The 21,715-nt window shown below is 68.1% G+C and carries 18 protein-coding genes and 3 tRNA genes; 11 read left to right on the top strand and 10 right to left on the bottom strand.

The genetic code is table 11. The features are described from left to right. Positions 1-83: 83 nt before the first annotated feature. Entirely contained in the window at positions 84-2,441 is a 2,358-nt protein-coding gene (locus ABF401_RS13270; RefSeq protein WP_353510032.1) for a (Fe-S)-binding protein, read from the bottom strand. Positions 2,442-2,658: 217 nt separating this feature from the next. Here ABF401_RS13270 and cysK point away from each other — a divergent pair, with 217 nt between their 5' ends. The 4 genes from cysK to ABF401_RS13250 all read left to right on the top strand — a co-directional run bounded on the left by cysK (position 2,659) and on the right by ABF401_RS13250 (position 5,489). Further along, entirely contained in the window at positions 2,659-3,588 is a 930-nt protein-coding gene (gene cysK / locus ABF401_RS13265; RefSeq protein WP_353510031.1) for a cysteine synthase A, read from the top strand. A 134-nt stretch (positions 3,589-3,722) separates the two neighbouring features. Then, positions 3,723-4,328 (top strand): serine O-acetyltransferase EpsC, encoded by a 606-nt coding sequence (gene epsC / locus ABF401_RS13260; protein ID WP_502908239.1) that lies wholly within the window; start codon positions 3,723-3,725, stop codon positions 4,326-4,328. A 195-nt stretch (positions 4,329-4,523) separates the two neighbouring features. Then, positions 4,524-4,613, top strand: a tRNA-Ser gene (locus ABF401_RS13255). Between the two features lie 195 nt (positions 4,614-4,808). Next, positions 4,809-5,489, top strand: coding sequence for a Crp/Fnr family transcriptional regulator (locus ABF401_RS13250; RefSeq protein ID WP_353510029.1), 681 nt, complete (start codon positions 4,809-4,811; stop codon positions 5,487-5,489). A gap of 24 nt (positions 5,490-5,513) precedes the next feature. On the opposite strand, the gene ABF401_RS13245 is transcribed toward ABF401_RS13250, so the two are convergent. Beyond that, a complete protein-coding gene (locus tag ABF401_RS13245; protein WP_353510028.1) occupies positions 5,514-5,684 on the bottom strand; it encodes a hypothetical protein in 171 nt (56 codons plus the stop codon). 221 nt (positions 5,685-5,905) lie between these two features. On the opposite strand from ABF401_RS13245, the gene folP reads away from it, so the two are divergent. Together folP and ABF401_RS13235 are read left to right on the top strand one after the other, a co-directional pair. Then, the gene (gene folP / locus ABF401_RS13240; protein WP_353510034.1) at positions 5,906-6,799 is read left to right on the top strand and encodes a dihydropteroate synthase; all 894 of its coding nucleotides are present in this window, start codon (positions 5,906-5,908) and stop codon (positions 6,797-6,799) included. A 254-nt stretch (positions 6,800-7,053) separates the two neighbouring features. After that, on the top strand, positions 7,054-7,257 hold the full coding sequence (locus ABF401_RS13235) for a cold-shock protein (RefSeq protein WP_034805904.1): 204 nt from the start codon (positions 7,054-7,056) through the stop codon (positions 7,255-7,257). Between the two features lie 111 nt (positions 7,258-7,368). Here the strand turns inward: ABF401_RS13235 and ABF401_RS13230 are convergent, their stop codons facing one another. After that, entirely contained in the window at positions 7,369-8,931 is a 1,563-nt protein-coding gene (locus ABF401_RS13230; RefSeq protein WP_353510027.1) for an LCP family protein, read from the bottom strand. A gap of 86 nt (positions 8,932-9,017) precedes the next feature. Beyond that, positions 9,018-10,574: an LCP family protein gene (locus tag ABF401_RS13225; protein ID WP_353510026.1), complete on the bottom strand. Its 1,557-nt coding sequence runs from the start codon at positions 10,572-10,574 to the stop codon at positions 9,018-9,020. A 235-nt stretch (positions 10,575-10,809) separates the two neighbouring features. On the opposite strand from ABF401_RS13225, the gene ABF401_RS13220 reads away from it, so the two are divergent. Next, positions 10,810-10,899, top strand: a tRNA-Ser gene (locus ABF401_RS13220). A gap of 78 nt (positions 10,900-10,977) precedes the next feature. Here ABF401_RS13220 and ABF401_RS13215 read toward each other — a convergent pair. Both ABF401_RS13215 and ABF401_RS13210 read right to left on the bottom strand, forming a co-directional pair. Further along, positions 10,978-11,475, bottom strand: coding sequence for a DUF6328 family protein (locus ABF401_RS13215; RefSeq protein ID WP_353510025.1), 498 nt, complete (start codon positions 11,473-11,475; stop codon positions 10,978-10,980). Positions 11,476-11,631: 156 nt separating this feature from the next. After that, complete coding sequence (locus ABF401_RS13210; protein WP_353510033.1) at positions 11,632-13,458, bottom strand: phosphoenolpyruvate carboxykinase (GTP); 1,827 nt, start codon at positions 13,456-13,458, stop codon at positions 11,632-11,634. A gap of 489 nt (positions 13,459-13,947) precedes the next feature. Here ABF401_RS13210 and ABF401_RS13205 point away from each other — a divergent pair. After that, a tRNA-Arg gene (locus ABF401_RS13205) sits at positions 13,948-14,020 on the top strand. A 224-nt stretch (positions 14,021-14,244) separates the two neighbouring features. Here the strand turns inward: ABF401_RS13205 and ABF401_RS13200 are convergent. Then, entirely contained in the window at positions 14,245-15,420 is a 1,176-nt protein-coding gene (locus ABF401_RS13200) for a VOC family protein (RefSeq protein WP_353510024.1), read from the bottom strand. A gap of 142 nt (positions 15,421-15,562) precedes the next feature. Here ABF401_RS13200 and ABF401_RS13195 point away from each other — a divergent pair, with 142 nt between their 5' ends. Next, positions 15,563-16,432: an alpha/beta fold hydrolase gene (locus tag ABF401_RS13195; RefSeq protein WP_353510023.1), complete on the top strand. Its 870-nt coding sequence runs from the start codon at positions 15,563-15,565 to the stop codon at positions 16,430-16,432. Between the two features lie 180 nt (positions 16,433-16,612). Here ABF401_RS13195 and ABF401_RS13190 read toward each other — a convergent pair whose 3' ends face one another. The 3 genes from ABF401_RS13190 to ABF401_RS13180 are packed head-to-tail and all read right to left on the bottom strand — an operon-like array spanning position 16,613 to position 18,662. After that, positions 16,613-17,242, bottom strand: a complete 630-nt coding sequence (locus ABF401_RS13190; RefSeq protein ID WP_353510022.1) for a hypothetical protein — start codon at positions 17,240-17,242, stop codon at positions 16,613-16,615. A gap of 48 nt (positions 17,243-17,290) precedes the next feature. After that, entirely contained in the window at positions 17,291-17,929 is a 639-nt protein-coding gene (locus tag ABF401_RS13185; RefSeq protein ID WP_353510021.1) for a DUF6518 family protein, read from the bottom strand. A 31-nt stretch (positions 17,930-17,960) separates the two neighbouring features. Beyond that, entirely contained in the window at positions 17,961-18,662 is a 702-nt protein-coding gene (locus ABF401_RS13180) for a lysophospholipid acyltransferase family protein (RefSeq protein ID WP_353510020.1), read from the bottom strand. Between the two features lie 106 nt (positions 18,663-18,768). Between ABF401_RS13180 and ABF401_RS13175 the strand changes: the two genes are divergently transcribed. Together ABF401_RS13175 and ABF401_RS13170 are read left to right on the top strand one after the other, a co-directional pair. Beyond that, positions 18,769-20,400, top strand: coding sequence for an AMP-binding protein (locus ABF401_RS13175; protein ID WP_353510019.1), 1,632 nt, complete (start codon positions 18,769-18,771; stop codon positions 20,398-20,400). 128 nt (positions 20,401-20,528) lie between these two features. Continuing rightward, positions 20,529-21,464 carry a DUF2157 domain-containing protein gene (locus tag ABF401_RS13170; RefSeq protein WP_353510018.1) on the top strand — a complete coding sequence of 312 codons (936 nt, stop codon included), beginning with the start codon at positions 20,529-20,531 and terminating at the stop codon, positions 21,462-21,464. Positions 21,465-21,715: the final 251 nt, after the last annotated feature.

Here is a 21,715-nt window from a genome sequence, read left to right as displayed (position 1 = left end):
CCCCGCATGATCGAGAGAACAGCTTTCAGGCCGGCTGTCCCCGATTCTTGTTCACTCGATCGGTGGGCACGAGTCGGCTGGGATCAGGTGGCGGGCTGGGGCGTCGGGACGTCGGGCACGGCGTCGGCCTCGTCGCGCGCCTGGCCCTCCCCGCCGCGACGGACGGCGGCGAGGAGCATCTGTGCGACGTCGACGACCTCGACCTCGCCCTCCGCCTTCTTGCCCTCCTGGACAGCGGCGTTGAGGCCGTCGGTGAGCATCACCTTGCAGAAGGGGCAGCCGACCGCGATCCGGTCGGCGCCGGTGGCGAGGGCCTCGGCCGTGCGGTTGTTGTTGATCCGCGTGCCGAGCTTCTCCTCCATCCACATGCGCGCCCCACCGGCCCCGCAGCAGAAGGACTTCTCCCCGCTGCGCTCCATCTCGGCGTACTCGACGCCCGGGAGCACCTGCAGCAGCTCACGCGGAGGTGCATAGACCTGGTTGTGCCGACCGAGGTAGCAGGGATCGTGGTAGGTCACCTTGGAGCCGGTCGACCCGGCCCGGGACAGCCCCAGGCCGTCGCCCTCGCCCGGTCGCGCCACGGGCGTCAGGCGCTTCTCGCGGACGAGCCGGTTGAGCAGCTGGGTGTGGTGCAGCACTTCGTACCTGCCGCCCAGCTGCGGGTACTCGTTCTTGATCGTGTTGAAGCAGTGCGCGCAGGTGACGACGATCTTCGTCGCGCCGATCTCGCCCAGCACCTCGACGTTCTGCTGGGCAAGCATCTGGTAGAGGAACTCGTTGCCGGCCCGGCGGGCAGGGTCTCCCGTGCACGACTCGCCGTCGCCGAGGACGGCGAACGAGACGCCGGCGAGGTCGAGCAGCTCCGCGACGGCTCGCGTCGTCTTCTTTGCCCGGTCCTCGTAGGCGCCGGCGCAGCCGACCCAGAACAGGTAGTCGACCTCGTCCAGGGACTCGACGTCGGCACCCACCTGACGCACCTCGAAGGGCAGGTCCTTGGCCCAGTCCATCCGCAGCCGCGGCGCGAGCCCCCACGGGTTGGCGTTCTTCTCGAGGTTCTTGAACAGGCCACCGAGCTCGGACGGGAAGGCCGACTCGATGAGGTTCTTGTAGCGACGCATGTCGACGATGGCGTCGACGTGCTCGATGTCGACCGGGCACTGCTCGACGCACGCGCCACAGGTCGTGCAGGACCAGATGACGTCCTCGTCGATGACGGCTCCGCCGCCATCCGGTGTCCCGAAGGGCAGGTAGGCGCCGAGCGGGTCACGGATGTCGTAGCCGGTCTCCCCGACGAGCTGGTCCACGGCAACGGCGGCCTTCGTCTTGTCGGAGAAGCCGTTTGCCGCCTGCTCGATGCCGGTCGCCCGGACCTCCTCGGAGGCCTGCAGCCAGGGCGCCTTGGCGTGGGCATGGTCGCGCAGCGCCATGACGAGCAGCTTGGGCGAGAGCGGCTTGTCGGTGTTCCAGGCCGGGCACTGGCTCTGGCAGCGCCCGCACTCGGTGCACGTGGTGAAGTCGAGCAGCCCCTTCCAGGTGAAGTCCTCCACCTTGCCGACGCCGAGTGCGGCGTCCTCGTCGAGCTCCTCGACCTTCTCGAAGTCGAGCACCTCGCCGCCGACCTTGATCGGCTGGAGCGCACCGAGGCTGGTGCGACCGTCGGCGTGGCGCTTGAAGAAGATGTTGAAGAAGGCGAGGAAGCGGTGCCAGGCCACCCCCATGGTCGGGGTCAACGCGATGGTGATCATCCACGCGAAGGAGATGAGGATCTTGATCGCCGCGACGACGACGATGGCGGTCTCCAGCGCGCTCACCGACATCCCCGCGAAGCTCTCGCCGAGCCAGCCGGTCAGCGGATAGTGCAGCGCCGTCGCGCCGTCGCCCCCGCTCACCTTCTCCAGGGCATACTCGAGCGGCCGGAGGAGCAGGATGCAGATCATCACGCCGAGGATCGTCAGCTCGACGTAGTACGCCTGCCACCAGGTGGATCCGAAGAACCTGCTGCGGCGGCCGCCGTCACCCGGAGCGGAGCGCGGGTGGTTCTTCTGGCGGATCGTGATGAGCGCGAGGATGGCGACCAGTCCGGTCCACGCGAGCGCCTCCGTGACCCACTCGAACGGCGGGAAGTGGCCGATGAGGGGCAGCGCGAAGGACGGCTCGAAGAGCTGGCCGAACGCCGTCACCAGGGTGAGGAACAGGTAGCCGAAGCCGACCATCGTCACCCAGTGCGCGATCGCGACCACGGGCAGGCGAGCCATCCGAGTGTGCCCGAGGAACTCACGCAGCAGCGTCCGTGTCCGCTCGCCCTTGTTGTCCCCCCGATCCTCGGGCTGGCCGAGGCGGAACGTCGCGAGGTAATGGTTGACGGTCCGGGCGAGCAACGCGATGGCCACCACCGTCGTGGCGAGGCAGATGACGATCGCGATGATCTGGAGCGCACTCATGGCCGGGAGTCTACTGAGGACTGAGCAGATGCTTAGTTCAGTGTGACACCGGTCCCAGCGGTCCACCAGCAGGTGAGATTGCGCTGGCCGGGACTTGGCAGTGGATAACCTTGTGTTGGAATATTCATAAGCTGGATTCGATTGTCTCCGACGATCGGACCACCATCCCCGTCCTACCACCGCTGACTACCACCGCTTCGCCAGAGGGAGCCACCCAATGCCCATTTACGACGACGTGACCAAGCTGATCGGCAACACGCCACTCGTCCGACTCAACAAGGTCACCGACGGTGCCGAGGCGACCGTCGTCGCGAAGCTGGAGTTCTACAACCCGGCCAGCTCCGTGAAGGACCGGATCGGGGTGTCGATCGTCGATGCCGCGGAGGCGAGCGGTGAGCTGAAGCCGGGCGGCACGATCGTCGAGGCAACGTCGGGCAACACCGGCATCGCGCTCGCCATGGTCGGCGCCGCGCGCGGCTACAACGTCGTCCTGACCATGCCGGAGTCGATGTCGAAGGAGCGCCGCGCCCTCCTGCGAGCCTTCGGTGCCGAACTCGTCCTCACCGACCCGGCCACCGGGATGAAGGGTGCCGTCCAGCGCGCCGACGAGATCGCGGCCGAGCGCGGAGGCGTCCTCGCCCGCCAGTTCGCCAACGAGGCGAACCCGGAGATCCACCGCAAGACGACCGCCGAGGAGATCTGGAAGGACACCGACGGCAAGGTTGACATCGTCGTGTCCGGTATCGGCACCGGCGGCACGATCACGGGCGTCGGCCAGGTGCTCAAGTCCCGCAAGCCCGACGTCACGATGATCGCCGTCGAGCCTGAGGAGTCGCCGATCCTCAACGGCGGTCAGCCCGGTCCACACAAGATCCAGGGCCTCGGGGCCAACTTCGTGCCCGAGATCCTCGACACCGACATCTACGACGAGGTCATCGACGTCAACGTGGCCACCTCGGTCGAGTACGCCCGGCGCGCGGCCACCGAGGAGGGCCTGCTCGTCGGCATCAGCTCGGGTGCCGCCATCGCTGCCGCAGCGCAAGTAGCGGCCCGCCCCGAGAACAAGGGCAAGACGATCGTCGTCATCATCCCGTCGTTCGGCGAGCGCTACCTGTCCACCGTCCTCTTCGAGGGCCTCGTCGACTGACGTCCTTCCCAGGAGATCCCATGAGCACTGCCGTGAACGACGAGGGTGAGCGCGCACGTCCAGCGCCCGAGACCCCGCTGAAGCTCGTCCGCGCGTCCGACGTGGAGCCGGCTCAGCGGCATACGGAGAAGAACATGCCGTATGCCGCTGGGCTCGGTCTCGTCCGAAAGGCCCGTGAGGTGTCGGCGCGCTTTCTCGAGGACGTCGACGGTGCCATCGAGCGGGACCCGGCGGCGACGTCACGTCTCGAGGTCGTGCTGACGTCACCGGGGCTGCACGCGATCTGGGCGCACCGAGGCCTGCACGAGCTGTGGAAGCTCCCCGGCGGAAGGCTGCCGGCTCGGGTCCTCGCGACGATCACGCGGTCTGTCACCGGCGTGGAGATCCATCCCGGCGCGCGGATCGGGCGACGCTTCTTCATCGACCATGGGATGGGTGTCGTCATCGGCGAGACCGCGGAGATCGGTGACGACGTGATGATGTACCACGGCGTCACGCTCGGTGGGCGCTCGCTGGCGCGGGTCAAGCGCCACCCGACGGTCGGCAACCGCGTCACCATCGGCTCGGGCGCCCGGATCCTCGGCCCGGTCACGGTCGGTGACGACACCCAGGTCGGGGCCAACGCCGTCGTCGTCAAGGACGTCCCCTCTGGAGCCGTGGCAGTCGGCGTGCCGGCGGTGCTGCGGTTCCCCAAGAAGGGCGTGACGAACCAGTGGCTCGATCCCGCGATGTTCATCTGAAATTTCCTTGTGCCTGAGGTGTTTGCCTGCCGAGCCGGTGGGTACACCGAGGATGAGGCGCTCTGCCTCCCCGCGGCCCCGTTGTGTATCCCCCTGCGCAACGGGGCCCCCTTGTGTCCGGCCTCGTCGAGGGTGCCCCTCGCGACCGATCGATTCGGGGTCCAGCCCAGGGCTTGGCTACACTCGGCCGCACCTGGAGGGCTCGCATAGTGGCCTAGTGCGGCGGTCTTGAAAACCGCTATGGGTTCTCGCCCATCGTGGGTTCGAATCCCACGCCCTCCGCCAGGCAGGTGAACCTCGTCAGCGGGCCGGCGCGGGGTCCGGCGCCCTCTTCCGGGCCCCCGCGCCGAGTCCAGCTGCCCTGGCCAACTTCCCACCAATTGGCCAGGGCGTGGACCCCCTTTCCTCCCCGTCGTGTGGTTCTTGTGCTGTGCCGTGTGCCTGCTGTCCCGACCGTCGCGCATCGGTGAGACTGGTCTCGTGGTGGACATCGCGCGGGACCTGGCAGGGGTTGAGCTCTTCGCGGGCCTCGACCCCGAGGCCCTCGGGCGCCTCGGCGAGCGGGCCTATGTCCAGCGGGTCGGTCGGGGGCAGGTCATCTTCATCGAGGGTGAGCCGAGTGACACGTTCCTCCTGGTCCGCAGCGGTCGCCTCAGGGTCTTCCGCGACTCCCCCCAGGGCGACGAGTTGACCCTGAGCTTCATCGAGCCTGGGGTGACCATCGGCGAGTTGTCGGTGGTGGACGAGCAGCCCCGGTCCGCCTCGGTCGACGCGGCCGAACCCTCCGTGCTGGTCGCCGTCCCGAGTGGGGTCGTCCGGGAGGTGCTCCGGTCGAGCCCCGACTCGGCGTGGCACGTCGCCCAGCAGTTGGCTGCGACGGTGCGCCACCTGACGGACACCACCGCCGACCTCGTGCTGCTCGACCTGCCCCGGCGGCTCGGCAAGCTCATCCTCGAGCAGGCCGTCGATGCCGGCGGCGGTCGCCTGACGACGACCTTCGTCACGAGTCAGTCCGGCGTGGCGACGATGCTCGGGGTGACCCGGCAGTCCCTCAACCGTGCCTTGGCGGCCCTGGTCAGAAGGGGCTGGGTCAGGACGGCGGACGGCGGTCGACTGGAGATCGTCGATGCGGCCGCACTTCGGCGGTTCATCGCGTCCTGATCCCGTCTCGCACCGGGCCAGCGGTCAGGCGGCGCGGACGTCGGTCCGTGGGTCGCGAGCCCGGGCTGCCTCGGCGGGAGCCAGCTCGTCGTGATGACGGCCGGGGACCCAGCAGGCCCCGTCGTGCCACGGGGTGAGGGACTCGACGTCCCAGGTGTGCGAGGAGTGCCGGGTCTCGAGGGCGATGGCGTTCATGGTGACTCCCTGGTGGGTGAGAGTTCGGCTGATGTCCCACAGCGTGCTCCCGCAGGCAGGTCCCGGGCTGTCACCTGGGTGACCCCAGCCCTGTCATCCAGGTGACACGGCGCTCCGTAAGGTAAGGAGTCGTGACCGTCCCCGATGAGCAGCCCGCCGTGGGCCCGCGAGCCCGCGACTGGGACGCGGCCCTCGCCGCCGCGGTCGCCGGCCTCGCGCCGCTGGCCCTGCCCGCGCCGCCGCCGCTGGTGCTGCGGGGGCGGACCTTCGACGCGACGCGTCCTGCGGTCATGGCGATCGTCAACCGGACGCCGGACTCGTTCTTCGCCGGCAACCGTCACGCGCAGCTCGACTCCGCGAAGCGGGCCCTCGATGAGGCGCTCGACTTCGGCGCCGACCTCGTCGATGTCGGTGGCGTACGGGCCGGGCAGGAGGGGGAGCAGGTCGACGAGGCGGAGGAGATCCGCCGCGTCGTGCCCTTCCTCGAGTGGGCCCGGGACACCCACCCCGACGTCATCCTCAGTCTCGACACGTGGCGCTCGGGCGTCGCCCGAGCCGCCGCCGGGTCCGAGGTGGACCTCATCAACGACACCTGGGCCGGGGCCGATCCCGCGCTCGTCCACGTCGCCGCGGACCTCGGTGCGGGCTATGTCGTCTCGCACGCCGGCGGCCTGCCGCCGCGCACCGACCCCGTCGACGTCACCTACGGCGACGACCCGCTCGACGTGGTGCGCGACGTCGTGACCACCCTCGTGCGCGGCGCCCGCGCGGCCGAGCTCAGCGGCATACCGCCCGAGCGCATCCTCATCGACCCGACGCTGGACTTCGGCAAGACAACCCAGCACTCCCTCGAGGTGCTTCGACACACGGCTGACCTCGCGGCCCTTGGCTATCCCGTCCTCCAGGCCTTGTCGCGCAAGGACTTCGTCGGCGAGAGCCTCGACCTGCCGCCCGAGGAACGGCTCGAGGGCTCCTTGGCCGCAACGGCCGTCGCCGCCTGGCTCGGCGCCACGGTCTTCCGCGCGCACGACGTACGGGCCACGCGCAGAGTGGTTGACATGGTCGCCACGATCCGGGGCGACCGGCCGCCCGTGCACGCGAAGAGGGGCACGTGACACGGAGATCCGGCGAACTCCTGATGAATCGCCAAATTGCCTGAGGTTCCAACAGGACGACCCGCGAGTAGCGTGCTAAGTTCGTCGCGGTTGCAGTTGCAGTTCCTCGCAGTCGAGTAGGTGCCCGTCATCCACAAGGTGACGGGTTTTCAGTATCGACGTCGACGGGTTCGCCCGACGAGTGGCAGAAGCGGCAGCCTGGGACCACGCGAGGTGCGTGATCCCACTGGCTAAAGAAGGAAAGAGTTACCCGTATGGCACAGGGAACCGTCAAATGGTTCAACGCTGAGAAGGGCTTTGGTTTCATCGCCCAGGACGGCGGCGGCCCCGACGTCTTCGTCCACTACTCGGCCATCCAGACGAACGGCTACCGTTCGCTGGACGAGGCGCAGCGCGTCGAGTTCGAGGTCACGCAGGGTCCGAAGGGTCCGCAGGCCGACGCAGTGCGTCCGCTCTGATCCCAAGGATCGAACGCAACGAGCGACACCCATTCAGTCGTTTGTGACGAAGCCCCCCGGCTGTGCCGGGGGGCTTTGTTCGTCCGTCGGTCGCCTCGCGTCGTGGCGGGCTCAGGCGCACTCGTCGACGTCGGGCTGCTCCGTCGGGGTGGCCTTGGTCGTCGGCGTGGGCGTGGGCTTTGCCGTCTTCGTGGAGGTCGTCGGCTTGCTCGTCGGCTTCGGCGGGTTGATCGCCTTCTGCACGAGAGTGCGGACCCGCTCGTAGTCGGGGTTGCTGCTGTAGGGGAACCCGTTCTTCGCGGAGAAGCCCAGACTGGTGATCTTCCCCTTCTGAACCCGTTCGACGAGCTTGACGAAGGCGGGCAGGTGCTGCCCAGGGATGTCGGTGTAGACGTTCTGTTGCAGGATCTTCGCGATGCTCGCGTACTTGGTGAGCATGAACGCTGGATCGATCTGGTCGACAACCGCCTGGATGAGGCAACGCTGACGCATCTGGCGATGCTCATCGGTGTCCGCCGCGCGGGTTCGGGCGTACCACAGGGCGTGATAGCCGGAGAGCCGGCGCCTGCCCGGTTCGAACCAGTCGACGACGCCGACAAGTTGGCCGTTGACGATCTTGCCACCGATCGGCAGTTTGCCGCCGTACCCGCTGAGCTGGACATTGACCTCCACGCCACCCATCGCGTTGACGAGCTCCTTGAAGCCCTTCAGGTCGATGACGACCATGTGGTCGATCTTGAGGCCGAGGACCTCGCCCACAACGTCACGCGTCTGTGTACGACCGGGCACGTCGTCCCCCGGGAAGGCCTCCGGATGCGTCTCCCGGAACTCGTCGACCTCGGTCCAGATCGCATTGATCGCACACGGGTCGGCCGAGTCCTTGGCCTTGCGCGGGCAGTTGGGGAGGTCGTGGGTGCCCCCATAGGACCCTTCCGGCCAGAGCTGGCGCAACGGGCTGTCAGCCGGCAGGGGAGGCCACTCGAAGTTGCGCGGCACCGAGATGAGGACGGTGTTGCCGGTCCGCGTGTCCATGCTCGCGACGATCATCGAGTCAGGCCGGGTCCCCACGCGCCCGGTCCCCGCGTCCGAGCCCATCAGGAGGATGTTGACGCGAGGGGTGTCGCGCCACGGATCGACGTTCGGTTCGTCGAGGACCTTGGCGCCATCACCTGGCTTGAGATGGTTCGAGCTGAAGACCTGGCCCAGAGTGTCCTGGGTGATGAGCAGGAACTCGGCGCCCTTGTATGTCCCGGTGGCGACCAACGCGACCATCAACGTCGTGACCATGGCCAGGACCCGTGTCCGTGAGAGGTCGAGGCCCTGCGGCCGGCCCGCCACGGCGGTCGCCACGATGGAGGCGCACCACACCAGCCCTCCGATCGCCAAGAGGACGACGAGTGCTTGGAGGAGACCCGGATAGCTGAGCACGTAGAGGCCCAGACCCTTGGGACCCCAGTCCACCACGAGGTAAGCGATGGCGGCCAGGCCCAGCAGAAATGCGATCAGCAGGACACTTCCCGCCCTGCGGGCGGACGTACGAAGGAGCCCAGCACCCGGAACGGTCGTGCCGAGGACGACCAGCCGCATGCTTCTGCGGTAGCCGGAGCGGAGCTGGCGCCGCACCTGCGTACGACCCATCGGCGCACTGAGGCGCCTGTCGTCGGGCACGGACATTCAGATCCTTCACTCCTGGCTGGTGGAGGCAGCCTGACCATTCTGCACACTTATCTGTGAAGCGCCAGTTCGCCGCCGCGCCGTGGTCAGGCGCACTCGTCATGAGCTGTGTTGGCCGGCGGGGTACGGCTCGGCGTCGCAGTGGGTGCGCCCGTTCGCGGTGCGCTCGTCGTCGGGAGGGGGGTGGACCGGGTGGCAGAGGGGGCTGGTGGAGATTCGATGGCGGCCTGGACGAGCCTCCGGAGCCTGCCGTAGTCCGGGCGTGCTGGGTCGAACCCGTCGGCCGGCGTGAACGCGAGGCTGTCGATCGACGACTTCTGGATCCGCTCCACCAGTTCCGCGAAGGCAGGCAGCGTGTCGGCCGGGACATCGGTGTAGATGTTGTCGCGAGCGATGCGAGCCAGCTGAGGGTACTTGGTGATCATCACCGAGGGTCTGACCTGGCCGAGCACCGCCTTGATCACACACCTCTGTCGGGATTGCCGCTGGAAGTCGCCGTCGGCGGCCCGGGTGCGGGCGTACCAGAGGGCCTGGTAGCCGGTGAGGTGGTGGACCCCAGACCTGGTGAAGTAGTCGGAGTACCGTCCGTTTCCGTAGTCCTTGCCGTAGGGCAGTGGCTGGTCGCCGTTGGGTCCCGCCAGCTTGATGTTGACGTCCACTCCACCCATGGCGTCGATGAGCTGCTGGAAGCCCTTGAGGTCGATGACGACCATGTGGTTGATCTTCAGGCCGACGATCTCGGAGATGACGTCCCGGAGCTCCGAGCGACCCGGCACCGCCACGCCGGAGTAGGCATCAGGATTCCTGGCCCGGTAGTCGTCGACCTCGGTCCAGATGGCGTTCAGCATGCATTGGTCGGAGGCGTTGATCTGTTGACGCGGGCAGGTGGGCACTCCATAGGTCCCGCTGGGCCAGATGTCCCGCAGTTTGCTCGACCTCGGGAGCGGGACGCGCTGGAAGTTGCGCGGCAGCGAGATCAGGACCGTCCGGCCCGATTTCGTGTCAACGGACGCGACAACCATCGAGTCGGTGCGCGTCCCCGTCCGCCCCACTCCGGCATCGGATCCGAGCAAGAGGATGTTGACCCGCGGCGTGTCTGCCCATGGGTCCTCGCCCTCGACAACGACGGCGCCTTCTCCCGGCTTCAGGTCGCCGCCGCTGAAGACTTCGACAACCGTCTCCTTGGTGATGAAGGCGTACTCGCTTGCCTTGAACGCAGCACTCCCAACAACGATGACCATGATGGTCGTGAAGATCGCCAGCGCTCGGGTCCGGGAGCGGTCAAGGCTACGCGGACGAGCCAGCACCGCGGTGGCGATGATGGAAGCGCACCACACCACTCCGCCGACCAGGCTGACGGCGATCACCAGCGTCAGGGCGGCGGAATGGGTGATGACGTCCAGCCCGAACCGTCGCAGTCCTCGAGTCGCCAACCCTGCTACGACCAGGCCGAGAAGGGCGAGAGAGATCGCGAGCAGGACCCAACCCCAAACCTTCCGCCGGGTTCGGGTGAGGCCGGCGCCTGGCACCAGCGTGCCGAGGGCGGTCAGGCCGAGCGCGCGGCGGAACCCCACAGCGTGCTCGCGACGCAACGACCGACGGCCCCCGCTCCCGGTGGTGGGCCGTGTCGGCTCGTTGCTCATGAGGTCCTCTCGGGCGGGAAAAGACATGCGGGGTGGTCGTCATTCTGCCTTGTCCTACTGTGTGGACGCTCTGAGTCGACACAAGGTTGTCTGTGGTGCGGCCAAGGGTGCCTCGGATCAGGTCGGAGAGTCCGATCAGGCGGGCATCGTGGAGGAGTCCCAGGGCGGTTTTGGCCGGGGAGCGCGCTCCCGGTAGCCTGTGCACGCTTGTGTGTCCCTCGGGATCCGCGGGCGTGGAGGCGTCGCATAGTGGCCTAGTGCGCCCGCCTGCTAAGCGGGTTGAGGATAAAACCTCTCGCGGGTTCAAATCCCGCCGCCTCCGCCAGACATGACCAGGACTCCTCGGAGTCCTGGTCATTCCTGTCTGGCCACGGCCTGCGAGTCGGTGCCTCCCAGTCGCCCCTCAGTCCGGCTCAGCGAACTCAGGTGGGCGTGCCCGGCGCGCCGTGCCCTTCTTCGACAGAGGCACGAGGATCCACAGCACGACGGCAACCAGCAGGAGCACTGCTCCCGTGACGAACGCGGCGACGTGCGACAGCAGGACGTCGAGCACGAGCACGATGCCGCCGACGATGGCCAGCACCAACCCGATCAGGCCCACGGCCATGAGACGGCTCGTGTAGCTGACGATGAAGTCCTTGAGCCCTTCGCGAAACAGGGTCCGGTGCAGGGCCACCGGCGCGGTGAAGGCGATGACGCTGACCGCTGCCGCCATGAGGGCGACGAGGTAGATCCCGCGCTGCAGGTCGGTGATCGCCGAGAAGCGCTGCTGGAAGGGAATCGTCAGCAGGAAGGCGAAGAGGATCTGCACCCCGGCCTGGGCGATGCGCAGTTCCTGGAGCTGCTCGTTGAAGTTCCGGTCGAGACGCTGGGCCTCCGACTCGTTTCGCTTGTACGCCATCTCGCTCCTCCCCTACCCAGCCACCCTGGGAGGGCACCATCGCGCGCGAGCGGGCACAGCGGCATACGGCATCGTCGGGTGCGAAAGCCCGGCACCCCATGAGGTGCCGGGCTCCGCATCACGTCGTCCGATCCCACCGACGGGACGGACTACGGCTCACTGCGCGCCGAAGCGCGCCTTGAGACCGTCGAACTCGGCCCACAGCTCCGGCGGGAGCTGGTCGCCGAGAGACTTGAACCAGTCCTCGATGAGGGGCAGCTCGTCGACCCACTCGGCGGGACGCACCGCGCCGGCCTTCTCGAGGTGCTCCTCGGTGACCTCGAGGCCGTCGATGTCGAGGGCGCCGGGGGCCGGGACGAGGCCGACGGGCGTCTCCACGGCCTCTACCTGGCCCTCGAGCCGCTCGACGATCCACTTGAGGACGCGGCTGTTCTCGCCGTAGCCCGGCCAGAGGAAGGATCCGTCCTCGTCACGTCGGAACCAGTTGACTCCGTAGATCCTCGGCAGCTTGGACGCGTCCGCCTGCTTGCCGATCTCGAGCCAGTGGGCGAAGTAGTCGCTCACGTTGTAACCGAGGAACGGCAGCATCGCCATGGGGTCCCGCCGGACGACGCCGACGGCACCGGTGGCGGCAGCTGTCGTCTCGGAGGAGAGCGTCGCCCCGACGAAGGTGCCGTGCGTCCAGTCCCGGGACTCGTAGACCAGCGGGATCGTCGTCTTGCGCCGGCCGCCGAAGAGGATCGCCGAGATCGGCACGCCGTCCGGGTCCTCCCACTCGGGCGCGGCGATCGGGCACTGGGCGATCGGGGTGCAGAAGCGGCTGTTGGGGTGGGCCGCGGGCTTGTCGCTCTCGGGTGTCCAGTCCTCGCCGAGCCAGGAGGTGAGGTGGGCCGGCTTCTCGTCCGTCATCCCCTCCCACCAGACGTCCCCGTCGTCGGTGAGGGCGACGTTGGTGAAGACCGAGTTGCCCTTGTTGATCGTGGCCATGGCGTTCGGGTTGGTCGACTCGCCCGTGCCGGGTGCGACGCCGAAGAGCCCGGCCTCCGGGTTGACGGCGTAGAGCCGGCCGTCGTCACCGAAGCGCATCCAGGCGATGTCGTCACCGACCATCTCGGCCTTCCACCCGGGGATCGTCGGCTCGATCATGGCGAGGTTCGTCTTGCCGCAGGCGCTCGGGAACGCCGCCGCGATGTAGTGGACCTTCCCCTCCGGGTTGGTCAGCTTGAGGATGAGCATGTGCTCGGCCATCCAGCCCTCGTCGCGGGCCATGGCACTGGCGATGCGAAGGCTGTAGCACTTCTTGCCGAGCAGGGCGTTGCCCCCGTATCCGGAGCCGTAGCTCCAGATGACCCGCTCCTCGGGGAAGTGGGTGATGTACTTCGTCTCGTTGCACGGCCACGGGATGTCCTGCTCGCCCTCGGCGAGCGGTGCCCCGACGGAGTGCAGGGCCGGCACGAAGGTGGCGTCGGTCTCCTCGATCCGGCGCAGCACCTTCTCCCCGCAGCGGGCCATGATCAGCATCGAGACTGCGACGTAGGCCGAGTCGGTGATCTCCACGCCGAACATCGGGATCTTCGCGTCGAGGTGGCCCATGACGAAGGGGATGACGTACATCGTGCGACCGCGCATCGACCCTCGGTAGAGGTCGGTCATGAGCGCCTTCATGTCGTCCGGCGCCATCCAGTTGTTCGTCGGGCCGGCGTCCTTCTCCTCAAGGGAGCAGATGAAGGTGCGGTCCTCGACGCGGGCGACATCGCTGGGGTCGGAGGCGCACCAGAAGGAGTTCGGCTTCTTGTCCTCGTTGAGCCGGACCAGCGTGCCCGCCTCGACGAGCTGGTCGGTCAGCTCGGTCCACTCCTCCGCAGTGCCGGTGATCCAGCGGATGTCGCGCGGCTGAGTCAGCTCGGCGACCTCGTCGACCCAGGCCTGCAGGCCCGCGTGGGTCGAGGTGTGCGTGGTATCTGTCGTGGTCAACTTGCCCATCCCTTTCGCGCGGTGGTCGGGCACCGCGTCGTGCCGGTGGTCGTCCACCATGCGGTCACGGCTCCCTCGCGGCATGCAGGGAGCAGGTGTCCGCATGGTGAACAAATGACGTGATGCAACCAAGGTACCCAGCGCCACGAACGCGGTTGACCATGCTGCCGGTACCGAGCGGTGACACCGCTCACAACGACGCCGCGCTGCAAGGATTTTCGCAACGATGTGCCGCTTTCTTGCAGAGTTTGCGGCAGCGTCCTCGTCTCGGCCCGTATGCCGCTGGGCCCCTCCCCCTTGACCGCTGGGAGCCGCTCCTCCCGCCGCCGCCTGACCCCGCAACACGCCCGGGAGCTGTCAACTGACCCCTGAAATTTCGCTGAGCAGTTGTGAGGTGCCCGGCGTGTTGCCTCGCGCGCGGGCGGGCGCCCGCTCGATTTCGTGGTTGCGGCGCCGAGGCGCTAAGGTAACTCTTCGTCCGACCGCGTGTCGGACGCTGCACCCGTAGCTCAACGGATAGAGCATCTGACTACGGATCAGAAGGTTTGGGGTTCGAATCCCTACGGGTGCGCACTGTGTTGAGACAGTAGAGGGCGGCCTGACCAGCGGAAACGCGGGTCAGGCCGCTTCTTTCTGCCATGTCCGGACAACTGCACAGGGATCGACCCTTTTGCCGAACATCAAGGACGGGCAACAGCCGGACTTGCCGCTCCGGGGAGCGAACGCCCGAGCATTCCTCGAGTGTGGCGAAGCTAGGCACCGAAGCCGAGGAAGACCAGAAGTCGCCTCTCGACCTCATTCCCTACTGAGGATGACCATTTCGTTGCCTTCGGGGTCGGCTATCCGCCAGCGATCCTCCGACTCGTCAATGAGCCGGCCACCGGCTGCCAGCGCCGTGGCGAGGCGCGTTTGCGCCAGATCCGACGGCACAGTGAGCTCGAAGTGGATGCGGTTGCGCTGCCGCCGCCGCTCCGTCTCCGAGGCGTCGAGCTCTTGGAAGAGCAGCACCGGGTTCAGCCGCCGCGGGTCGTAGATGTCGCTGGCCTCGGCGCGCCGGTCGGGCGTGTATCCGAGTGCGGCGACCCAGAACGCCCGGATCCCGGCAACGTCGGCGGCGTCGAGGAAGAGCTGGGCGAAACGCGGCAGCGCCGGATCCGCAGTGGCCCCGAGCTCGCGGGCAGCGGACTGGAGCTTTGCGGCGAGCTCGGTGAAGTCGAGCTCGAGGCGGTGGGCGTCCTTCTCCCACTGGTCCTTACCGCTGTCGATGATCACGAGGCCGGGGCGCAGGTCCACCAGCAGCGGGAAGCCCGCGCGGTCGGCCAGCGCCGCTGCTGCGGCGGTGAGGTCACGCTGCTGCGCCGGGGACGAGATGCGATAGCACGCCATCGCGCTGAACACCGCCTGCCAGTCGGCTGTCCCGGTCCTCTCGCCCAGCGCGTCGCCCGGCACCAGGTCGACCTCGTTGCCGTCGGGGTCGGTGTGACACACCCCGTACGCTCCCGAGGCCTCACCAAGACCCACCTTCTCGACCGCCGCAGCCGGCCGCACCACGTCGAGGTGGATGCGGTTTCGCAACGGCCGCAGCTCGCTCGACTGCCGGATCCGTATCGTGGGGTCGCGCCGCAACGGGTCCGCCAGACCACCGGCCTCTGCAGGCACGTAGTCGAGCGCACGCTGCCAGAACTGACTCACCGCAGACGGGTTGGCGGACTCGACGACGACGCTCAGGCGCTGCAGCACCGCGGGTTTCGCGGCCAGTCCGAGCTCACGCGCGGCCGCCGACACCGCCTCAGCGTGCTCGTCCGAGCCTAGGCGCACCTGCACGCCCGTTGCGCGCAGGTCGACTGCAGTCTCGGCCGACAGGTCGACGATGCGCCCGGCCAGCTCAGCCCCTTCGACCAGCGAAGGTGCGTCGAACCACGCCGTCGCAACGCCATCGACTACCCGCCAATCCGTCCCGATCTCGGTCATGTCTGGCACTGTAGAGCGCACTCCGGACAGTCCTCTTTCGGACAGGAATCCGCCTGCCCTTCCGTTTTCTTCCGCAACCGTGGGCATCCCCCGCGGGGCGTGGAAGCCCTGGCCCTACGAACAGCAGCTGCAGGAGGTGTACATGACCGAAGCCACGACCCACACGATCGACGTCCCTGGCGCCGTGCTGACCTACGACGTCCGCCCTGGCAGTGATGCGCACAAGGTCCCGCTGGTGATGGTCGGCTCACCCATGGGTGCCGCCGGGTTCACGACCTTGGCCGGCTACTTCACCGACCGTACAGTGGTCACCTACGACCCGCGGCAGAGCGAGCGCAGCAAGCTCACCACCGACGCGGATCCGACCCCGGAGACGCACGCTGATGACATCCACCGGATGATGCGGGCCGCCCTGGGCTCCGGCCCTGTCGATGTCCTGGCGAGCAGCGGTGGCGCGGTGAACATGCTGGCGTTCGTCGCGGCGCATCCTGACGTGGTTCGCACCCTCGTCGCGCACGAGCCTCCGCTCGTCTCGGTTCTGCCCGACCGTGAGGCTGCGTCGGCGGCCGTCCACGACGTGCGGGACACCTATGAGCGCGATGGCCTGGGTCCGGGGATGGCGAAGTTCCTGGGCCTGGTCATGCACAGCGGCGAGGTTCCCGCGGACTGGACCGACCAGTCGGCCCCTGACCCGGCCCGCTTCGGGTTGCCGGCCGCGGACGACGGCTCGAGGGACGATCCGATGCTCGGTCGCGGCCACATCGTCAACACCGCCGAGTACGTGCCCGACTACGCCGCTATCAAGGCTGCCCCGACGCGGGTGGTGGTGGCCTACGGCACAGAGTCGGAGGGTCTCCTCACGCAACGCGCGGCGGCGGCCGTCGCAGCAGCCCTCGGTGTTGAACCGACGCGGTTCCCGAGCGGCCACGCTGGCTTCCTCGGCGGGGAGTATGGCCAGACCGGCGACCCTGACGCATTCGCCGCGCGGCTGCGTGAGGTGCTCGACGGCTGAGACTCCGGAAGAGCTGATCCGTACTGCCACCCGATGCGAGTTCCGCAGTCTGCCGGCCAGCCGCATTCCGTATGCCGCTGGGCTGAGTCCCACACTTCCGCCGAGTGATTGGGCTACCCCGGCGGACCTCATCGCGGCTGCCAAGCACGACCCGCTCTACGTCCGGTTGGCCCCGGACCTTCAGCGGATGAACCTCGCTCCACCCGGCACGTACACGGCGCCTGCGGCGGCTCCGGCCATCACGGCAGGTCGCCATGGCACGCCCAGGGCGGCGTGGAGGCCAACGGTGAACAAGCCGGCCTCCCACAGCTGGACCAGCGAGTGGGTGACGGCCAGGCCAGGTAGCCGGTAGGTGTCGGTGGCCAGCATCAGCGTGTCGCTTGCCCAGAGGGCGGGCATCGGGATGAGCATCCCCACACCGATCGCGTCCAGCACACGCGCCAACTCGCTTCGCTCCCCGCTCAACCGCAGCACGCCCTGTGCGACACATCCCATGAGCACCCACTGGGCCATGCCGAACGCCGGTAGGTACAGGGCCTGTACCCGGTAGTGACGATCGGGCGTGATGGGCAACGTCGTCGGTGTGAAGGGACGACGTCCAAGCATTGCCTGGGGAACCGTCTCGAGGAGGTCGGTGACGACGAATCGCGTCAGTACTGCAGCCGCCCCGATGGCGGGCTCCCCTCGTCGGGGCAGGGCCGCGAAGACCGTCCCCGGCGATCTGAAGCCGGCGCCCCAGAGGCTAAGAACGCTACTCAGTCGGCTCGCCAGCGCCCTGCGCCCGGTGCGTTGGACTGCCTTCCCGCCCACGTCCCGATCGTCCCGGATCCGCACTCTGGCGGCAAGCAGGGTGCTCCCTCACCCGGGTCGGCGAGGCGACAGCTGCAGTCGGACGGTCCGGGCCAGGAGTGCAAGTGTGAGGAGTGCGGCGGCCACCAGCACAGCCCATTGCGCCCAGGGCTGGATCAGCGGGTTGCCACTGGGGCGTGTGAGCCCGAAGTACACCATGACGGCCGGCGCCCCGAGCCCCGGCAGCAAGCTCCACGCCCGGGGACGACGGGCGAGCGCGCCGAGCGCCGCCATGACCGGACCGACGAACAAGGAGATGAGGGACCAGAATTGGATCTCGATGAGACTCAGCTGTTCGTTCAGTCCCAGGATCGCGTCGCTCAGGTAATAGGCCAGCACCGCGAGCAGCAGGCCTGCTGTGGCCGTCAGCGTCGCCGCACGGAGCCGTCGACTGAACCAGCCGACTCCGAATGCGAAGAGCGCCCAAGCCCATGGTGTCCCCAGCCAGGAGCTGAGGTACTCGAGCCAGCGAACGCCCTGCCCCGGCGTGGCGGTGAATGGACCGTACGCGGAACCGAGCGCGTTGCTCAGCGAGTTGGCAACGCCGAGTGCGATACCCGCAACAAGCGCAGGCGCCCAGTTGACGCGCGAGGCCCCTGTTGTGGGCTTTCCTGGCAGGTCCGCTCCGATGGCCGCGTTGCTGTCCACGGTGTCGGATCCTGCCACGCCCGATGACCGATCAGGGCTCGGTGCCGGTGCGCCGGTCCCTCTCCTCCCGCTCGTCCTCGGTGACGTAGCGGTCGGCGTACTCCTGTCCAGAGAGCTCCGCGATCCGGGTCATGAGCGCATCGGTCGCCTCGCGCCACGCCTCCGGGTCGTCGGGACGGTTGGCCCAGGGCGACAGATCGAAGGGGGAGTCGTACGCGATCGAGACTCGACCGCGGCGAGGGCTCGCCTGCCCCGGGAACCTGACCTCACGGGTGCCCTGCACGGCGACGGGGATGACCGGGACGGCGAGCGGCAGGGCGAGGCGCATGACGCCCGTCCGGCCGCGGTAGAGCCGTCCGTCGGGCGACCGGGTCCCCTCGGGAAAGAGGGCCACGACGCCGCCTTCGCGGAGGATCCGTCCCGCAGTGTCGAGCGCGGGACTGGCCGCCGCCGCGCTCGCCGGGTCGATGGGGACCTGGCCGATGGCGCGCAGGAACCAGGCCAGCACCCGGCGCTTGGGGCTCGTCCCCGCGTAGTACTTGGACTTGGCCACGAAGATGACCCGCCGCGGCACTCCCAGACTGACCACGGCCGGATCGATCATCGTCATGTGGTTGCCGGCAAGCAGGAACGGACCGCTTCGGGGCAGGTGCTCACGCCCCTGCCACCGCGGCCGCAGGTACCACCGGGCGAGGGGGCCGATGATGACGAACTTGAAGACCCAGTACCACACGGGCACAGCCTAGGGATCGTCGCTCAACTCCGACGTTGTGCATGAGCCGGGGGTGTGGTGGAGTCGATCTGAAACAGGTCCACCGCCGCACGACCTCGGAGGAAGCATGGCCGACGTCCTCGACCCCACCCTGTCGCACACCCGCGGCGAGACCGATACTCCGCTCCTCGAGGAGACGATCGGTGACAACTTCGACGCCACCGTGGCGCGCTTCCCGGATCGCGAAGCCCTCGTCGACGTGGCACAGGGCAAGAGATGGACGTATGCCGCTCTGCTCGCTGACGTGGACACGCTCGCTCGCGCTCTCCTGGCCATCGGCGTCAAGACGGGTGACCGGGTCGGCATCTGGGCCCCGAACTGCTCGGAGTGGACCTTGGTGCAGTTCGCCACGGCGAAGATCGGGGCGATCCTCGTCAACATCAACCCCGCCTACCGATCGCACGAGCTGCACTACGTCCTCGGCCAGGCCGGGATCACGACGCTCATCGCGGCGGAGTCGTTCAAGTCGAGCAACTACCGCGAGATGGTCGACGAGGTCCGACATGACGTCCCGGGGCTCGAGCGCGTGATCTACATCGGCACCGACGACTGGGACTCGACCATCGCGCAAGCCGGCCGGGCGAGCGAGAGCGAGCTCAGCGGCATACAGGCATCGTTGAAGCCGACTGACCCGATCAACATCCAGTACACGTCGGGCACCACAGGTTTCCCCAAGGGCGCCACCCTGAGCCACCGCAACATCCTCAACAACGGCTTCTTCGTCGGGGAACTGTGCCGCTACACCGAGCAGGACCGGGTGTGCATCCCGGTGCCCTTCTACCACTGCTTCGGCATGGTCATGGGCAATCTGGCGTGCACGAGCCACGGCGCCTGCATGGTCATCCCCGCTCCCGGCTTCGACCCGGCCGCGACGCTGCAGGCCGTCCAGGACGAGAAGTGCACCAGTCTCTACGGCGTGCCGACGATGTTCATCGCCGAGTGGAACCTGCCCAACTTCGCGGACTACGACCTCTCCAGTGTGCGCACCGGGATCATGGCCGGCTCCCCGTGCCCGGCCGAGCTGATGCGCAAGCTCATCGCCTCGGGCATCGAGGAGATGACGATCTGCTACGGCATGACGGAGACGTCGCCGGTGTCGACGCAGAACCGCACCGACGACACCTTCGAGCAGAAGACCGGGACCGTCGGCCGGGTTCACCCGCACCTGGAGATCAAGATCACCGACCCGTCCACGGGAGAGACCGTCAAGCGCGGCCAGGCCGGCGAGTTCATGACCAAGGGTTACTCCGTCATGCTGGGCTACTGGGAGCAGCCCGACAAGACGGCCGAGGCGGTCGAGGACGGGTGGATGCACACCGGCGACCTTGCCGTCATGCACGACGACGGTTACGTCGAAATCACGGGCCGCATCAAGGACATGGTCATCCGCGGCGGTGAGAACGTGTACCCCCGGGAGATCGAGGAGTTCCTCTACACCCACCCGGACGTGCTCGACGCGCAGGTCATCGGCGTGCCAGACCAGAAGTACGGCGAGGAGCTCTGTGCCTGGATCCGGATGAAGGAGGGCGCCGAGCCGCTCACGGCCGAGACGGTTCGCGAGTTCTGCACCGGGCAGCTCGCCCACTACAAGATCCCGCGCTACGTCGAGATCGTCGACGAGTTCCCCATGACCGTGACGGGCAAGATCCGCAAGGTCGAGATGCGGGAGACCACGACGAAGAAGCTCGGCCTCGGCTGAGGCGCCCGGCCTGTGCGCAGACCTGTGGATGAGTACGGAATCTCAGGCGGGCGCGCCTCTCCGGAATAGGCTGAGTGACAACGCCGCCCGCAAGGGTCGCGGCCCGTTACGTGGGTCAGGAGGCCGTCATGGCCACGCTGGAGAGCATCCTCGCGCGAGGTGTCGCCGAAGGGATCATCACGAGCCAACAGGCGGACGCCCTTCGGGCCCTGACCGCTGGTGAGAAGCGCCCAGCTGAGCAGCCCTCCCTCGTCGTGGAGGCGCTCGGCTACCTCGGTGGGATCATCGTGCTCGTGGGGGCCACTCTCGTTGGCTCCCAGTTCTGGCCGGGGCTCGGTGACGGCGGCCAGTTGGCGATCGTCCTCGGGGCGGCCCTCGGGTTGCTCGTGGCCGGTGCCCTTGTGCCCTCCCGCCTCGGGGCCGCTGGTGGCCGGCTCCGTTCGGTGTTGTGGGCGCTCAGCGTCGTTGCGTTCACGGGAGCGTTGGGGAAGCTGTTCTACGACGTCCTCGACCTCGGCGGTCCCGAGGCTGACGCCACCGCCGTCCCGCCCCTCATGGCCGCCCTGGCCACCGGCTATGCCCTGGTGCTCTGGTTCTGGCGGCCGAGCGTCCTCCAGCTCGCCGTCGCGGCTGCAGGCACCGCGTTCACTGCCGGGCTGACCGCAGGAGCGCTCGACCTGAGGTTCGACGCCGTCGCGGCGGCGGTGCTGGCCCTCGGTGTCATCTGGATCGGCCTTGGCTGGATCGGGGTGGTGCGTCCCACCCGCGCAACGATCGTCATCGGATCGCTCATCGTCCTCGTCGGCGGCCAGCTCGTCGCCATCGGCGGGTACAGCCCGATCTGGGGGTTGCTCGCCGCGGCTGCGCTGGTCGGGCTGGCCCTCTACCGCCGCGATCTCCTCATTCTCGGCATCGGCTCCGTGGGCGTCCTCATCAGTCTCCCGATGGTGGTCTACGACTGGTTTCCGAGCGTCGCTGCGGCTGCCGTCAGCCTCATCATCGTGGGCGCACTCCTCGTCGTGGTTGCGCTCTACACCGCTCGGCGCACGGCCGCTCGGACCTGACCATTCCCGGGCCGTATGCCGCTGAGCTCGCTCACCTGGGACCGTTTGGTCAGGTGGTGGCTGGGTCGTGAACTGCTCTGCTGCGCCGGCAATCTGGCGATCGCGGGCGAGCGCATGGACGTGGGCAAGAGGCGCTGTCGGTGGTCGCGTCTAGGGTTTTCACATGAGCAGCGGACAGGCAGCGAGGGGCGGGGTGTCGCCGGGGGTGCCTGCGCTGGCCGCCGTCTCGGACGAGGCTCGTGTTGACCTGC

This window comes from Intrasporangium sp. (assembly GCF_040414665.1).
In the GTDB taxonomy this organism is placed as follows: domain Bacteria; phylum Actinomycetota; class Actinomycetes; order Actinomycetales; family Dermatophilaceae; genus Intrasporangium.
Note: the sequence above shows the minus strand (reverse complement) of the source record. Positions and strands in the feature narration are given on the sequence as shown.